The sequence below is a fragment of the Streptomyces sp. NPDC020362 genome (assembly GCF_040642095.1).
Classification (GTDB): domain Bacteria; phylum Actinomycetota; class Actinomycetes; order Streptomycetales; family Streptomycetaceae; genus Streptomyces.
This window is the reverse complement of sequence record NZ_JBFAET010000354.1, coordinates 1-5220: the sequence shown is the minus strand read 5'-3', so window position 1 is coordinate 5220 and position 5220 is coordinate 1. Positions and strand designations below refer to the sequence as shown.

General features: G+C 74.0%; 2 protein-coding genes. Both read left to right on the top strand.

The genetic code is table 11. The annotated features are described in order from the left end of the window. Positions 1-1815, top strand: a 1815-nt coding sequence (locus tag AB0H32_RS46725; RefSeq protein WP_361135338.1) for a condensation domain-containing protein, incomplete at its 5' end; no start/stop codon positions are given. Next, a partial coding sequence (locus AB0H32_RS46720) for an amino acid adenylation domain-containing protein (protein WP_361135335.1) occupies positions 1812-5220 on the top strand: 3409 nt, incomplete at its 3' end. The genes AB0H32_RS46725 and AB0H32_RS46720, both read left to right, overlap by 4 nt.

The following is a 5220-nucleotide window of genomic DNA, read 5'->3' as shown; positions in this document are numbered from 1 at the left end:
CCGCAGACCCCGAACGGCAAGCTGGACCGCAAGGCCCTGCCCGCCCCCGACCTCTCCGCGGCCCCCGGCGGACGCCAGGCCACCACCGAACGCGAAGAGACCCTGTGCAAGCTGTTCAGGGAGCTGCTCAACCTCTCCGCCGTCGGCGTGGACGACAGCTTCTTCGACCTCGGCGGCGACAGCATCATGTCCATCCAGCTCGTCAGCCGCGCCCGCGCCGCCGGACTCGTCATCACACCGGGCCAGGTCTTCGAGCACAGAACCGCCGCCGGACTCGCGCTCGTCGCCGAAACGGCCGAGGACGCGCCCGTGCCGGCGCTCCCGGCGGGCAGCGGCACCGGCAGGGTGCCCGCCACCCCGATCGTGCACTGGCTGCGCGAACGCGGCGGGCCCGTCGGCCGGTTCCACCAGTCCGTCCTGCTGCACACTCCGGCCGGCCTCACCGGCGAGCGGCTCACCGCCGCCCTGCAGGTCCTCCTCGACCACCACGACGCCCTGCGCGCCCGGCTGGTCCGCGACGACGACTGGGCGCTCGACGTTCCGGAGCCCGGCACGGTCTCCGCGGCCGCCCTGATCCGCCGGGTGGAGTGGGCCGACGCCGCCGCCGAGGCGGTGCGCACCGCCGTTGCCGCCGAGGCGGACGCCGCCGCCGGACGGCTCGACCCGGACGCCGGGGTGATGCTCCGGGCGGTCTGGTTCGACGGCGGGCCGGGACGCACCGGCAGACTGCTGCTCGTCGCCCACCATCTGGTCGTCGACGGGGTGTCCTGGCGCATCCTGGTGCCCGACCTCGCTGCCGCCTGCGAGGCGCTCGACAAGGGCGCCGAGCCCGCCCCGGCCCCCGTGCCGACGCCGCTGCGGGTGTGGTCCGAGGCACTGACCGCGGCCGCACCACGACGGGCAGCCGAACTGCCGCTGTGGCAGCGGCAGCTGACCGGCGACGATCCCGTCCTGGGCCGCCGGAGACTGGACTTCGGGCGCGACACGTTCGCCACCGAACGCACCCTGGAGCGCACGCTCTCCCCGGGCCACACCGCGGCGCTGCTCACCGACGTGCCTGCCGCGTACCACGCGGGCGTCAACGACGTCCTGCTCACCGCCTTCGCCGTGGCCGTCGCCGACTGGCGGACCCGGCGCGGAAAGGGCCCCGGCGCGAGCGTCCTGGTGGACCTGGAGGGACACGGCCGGGAGGACGTCGTGGGCGGCGCCGACCTGTCCCGCACCGTCGGCTGGTTCACCAGCCTGCACCCGGTCCGTCTGGACCCCGGGGCCGGGCACCGCACCGGCTCCGGCTTCTGGGCCGCGGGTCCCGCGGTCGGCGAGGCGCTCAAGCGGATCAAGGAGCAGGTGCGCGCGGCGCCCGACGGCGGCATCGGGTACGGCATGCTCCGGCACCTGGCGTCCGGCACCCCGCTGCCGCACACAGCCCCACCCCAGCTGGGCTTCAACTACCTCGGCCGCTTCCCGGCACCGTCCCGGAGCGAGGAGCCCTGGACCGCTGCGCCGGAGGCCGACGCACTCGGCGGCGGGGCCGACCCCGCCATGCCGCTCACCCACGAAATCGAACTCAACGCGCTCACCGAGGACCGTCCCGAAGGCCCCTGCCTGGTGGCGACCTGGTCCTGGGCAGGCGACCTGTTCACCACAGCGGAGGTCGCCGACCTCGCCGACACCTGGGCGCGTGCCCTGGCCGTACTGGCCGACCACGCCCGAGCCCCCGAGGCCGGCGGGCACACCCCCTCCGATCTGACCCTCGTCTCACTGTCCCAGGCCGAGATCGACCTGCTGGAAGCCGACTGGAGAACCTCTCAATGACGAAGCAGGGACTCGCCGACGTACTGCCGCTCTCGCCGCTGCAGGAAGGACTGCTCTTCCACGCGCTGTACGACGAGCGCGCAGCGGACGTCTACACCGTGCAGCTGAGCCTCGACCTGGAAGGGTCGCTGGACGTCGCCGCACTGCGCGCGGCCGCGGAGGCACTGCTGCGCCGCCACCCCAACCTGCGGGCCGCGTTCCGCCACGAGGGACTCAGCCGCGCCGTGCAGATCGTGCCGCACGAGGTCGCGCTCCCCTGGACGGAGACCGACCTGTCGGCCGAGACCGACCCGGACCGGCAGCGCGCCGAGCTGGACCGGCTGCTCGCCGCGGACCGGGCCACGCGGTTCGACCTGACCCGTCCGCCCCTGATGCGCTGCAGTCTGTTCCGGCTCGCGGAGCACCGGTACTGCCTCCTCCTCACCAAGCACCACATCCTGATGGACGGCTGGTCCATGCCGGTCCTGGTGCGTGAGCTGTTCCAGCTGTACGCGACCCACGGAGACGGCACCTCCCTGCCCGCGGTCACCCCCTACCGCCAGTACCTGGCCTGGCTGAACGGGCAGGACAAGGCCGCCGCCGAGACCGCCTGGAGCGCGGCACTGGCCGGGCTGGACGGGCCGAGCCTGCTCGCCCCCGCCGACGCACCGCCGCCGGCCGTGCCGCCCGGTCACCTCACGGTGGAACTGACCGAGGAACTCACCGCCCGGCTGCGCACCCAGGCCCGTCGGCACGGGCTCACGCTCAACACCGTCCTGCAGGGTGCCTGGGCACTGCTGCTCGCCAAACTCACGGGCCGCGACGACATCGTCTTCGGCGCGACGGTCTCAGGACGGCCACCGGAGATACCGGGCATCGAGACCATGGTCGGGCTCTTCATCAACACCCTGCCGGTCCGCATCGAGCTGCCCGCAGCCGAGCCGCTCGCCGACGCCCTGGTCCGACTCCAGGCCCGCCAGGCCGACCTGATGGCGCATCAGCACCTGGGGCTGACCGAGGTGCAGCGCGTCGCCGGACACGGCACGCTCTTCGACACCATCGCGGTCTTCGAGAACTACCCCCTGGAAGCGTCCGGGCTCCAGCCGCCGGTAGACGGCCTGGCCCTCACCGGCCTGCACGCCACCGACGCCACCCACTACGCCCTGGGCGTCGTCGCCGGTGTGGTCGAGGGGCGGCTGACCATGCGCCTGGACCACCGTCCCGACCTCTTCGACACCGCGGCGGTGCACCGTGTCGGCGACCGGCTGGTGCGGATCTTCGAGACGTTCGCCGACGACCCGACCCGGCCCGCCGGACGTGTCGACGTACTCGCTCCCGAGGAGATCCACCGGGTCGTCGAGGAGTGGAACGCCCCCGGCGGCCCGGCCGCACGGACCGGCGACGACCCGGCCACCGGGACCGCCCCCGACACCCTGACCGCCCGCTTCGCCGCCCAGGCCGCCCGCACCCCCGACGCGATCGCCGTGTCCCTCGGCGACGACCGCCTCACCTACGCCGAGCTGGACGCCCGCGCCAACCGGCTGGCCCGGCTGCTCACCCGGAACGGAGTGCGGCCCGAGCGGTTCGTGGCCCTCGCCCTGCCCCGCTCCCTCGACCTGGTGGTCGCCGTACTCGCGGTGCTCAAGTCCGGCGCGGCCTACCTGCCGCTGGACCCGGACTACCCCGCGGACCGCCTCGCCCACATGCTGGCGGACGCCCGCCCCGCGCTGCTGGTGACCCGGTCCGACGCGGGACTGCCCGCCGGTCTCGGCGAGGACACCGCCCAGGTGCTGCTCGACGAACCGGACACGACGGCCGCGCTCGCCGCCGAGCCGGACACCGCCCCCGCCGTGGACGTGCACCCGCACCACCCCGCCTACATGATCTACACCTCGGGCTCCACCGGCCGGCCCAAGGGCGTCGTCGTCCCGCACCACAACGTCGTCCGCCTCTTCGGCGCGACCGACCACTGGTTCCACTTCGGCCCCGACGACGTGTGGACGCTCTTCCACTCGTACGCCTTCGACTTCTCCGTGTGGGAGCTGTGGGGCCCGCTGCTGCACGGCGGCCGGCTCGTGGTCGTTCCGCACGGCGTCAGCCGGTCCCCGGAGGAGTTCCTGCGGCTGCTCGCCGACGAGCGCGTGACCGTCCTCAACCAGACCCCCTCGGCCTTCTACCAGCTGATGCAGGCCGACCGGGAGAACCCCGCGACCGGCGACCGGCTGTGCCTGCGGTACGTCGTCTTCGGCGGCGAGGCGCTCGACCTGTGGCGGCTCGGCGACTGGTACGCCCGGCACGCCGACGACAGCCCCGTCCTGGTCAACATGTACGGCATCACCGAGACCACGGTGCACGTCAGCCACCTCGCGCTCGATGCACCCGGCGCCGCCTCCGGCCCCGGCAGCATGATCGGCCGCGCCATCCCGGACCTGCGCATCTACGTCCTCGACGGCGGCCTGCGTCCGGCCGCGCCGGGCGTCGCCGGAGAGATGTACGTCGCGGGCGAGGGACTGGCCCGCGGCTACTGGGGCCGGCCCGGCCTGACCGCGAGCCGCTTCGTCGCCGACCCGTTCGGCGCCCCCGGCACCCGGATGTACCGCACCGGAGACGTGGCGCGCTGGACCGAGGACGGCGCCCTGGAGTTCGTCGGCCGGGCCGACGACCAGGTCAAGATCCGCGGCTTCCGGATCGAGCTCGGTGAGATCGAGTCCGTTCTCGCCGCGCACCCGGTGGTGGCTCAGGTCGCCGTCGTCGTACGGGAGGACCGGCCCGGCGACCGCCGTCTGGCCGCCTACCTGGTCCCGTCGGCCGGGCAGCGGATCGACTCCGCCCAGGTCCGCGCCCACGCCGCGCGGAGCCTTCCCGAGTACATGGTCCCGGCCGCCTTCGTCACGCTCGACGCGCTGCCGCTGACCCCCAACGGCAAGCTGGACCGCAGGGCGCTGCCCGCCCCCGACCTCGCCGGCGAGACCACGGGCCGGGCACCCCGTACCCCGCAGGAGGAGATCCTCGCCGGTCTCTTCGCCGAGGTGCTCGGCGTGGACCGTATCTCCGCCGACGACCACTTCTTCGACCTCGGCGGACACTCGCTGCTCGCCACGCGTCTCGTCAGCCGGATCCGTGCCGCCCTCGGCGTCGAACTGGCCATCCGCACCCTGTTCGAGGCCCCCACGGTGGCGCAGCTGGCCGAGCGGCTCGGCGAGGCCGAGGCGGCCCGTCCGGCCCTGCTGCCGACCGTCCGTCCCGACCGGGTTCCGCTGTCCTTCGCCCAGCGCCGGCTGTGGTTCCTGGACCGCCTCGAAGGCTCCGGTGCCACGTACAACATCCCGCTCGCGCTGCGTCTGCGGGGTGTGGTGGACCGGGAGGCGTTGCGGTGGGCGTTGGGTGATGTGGTGGCGCGTCACGAGAGTCTGCGGACGGTGTTCC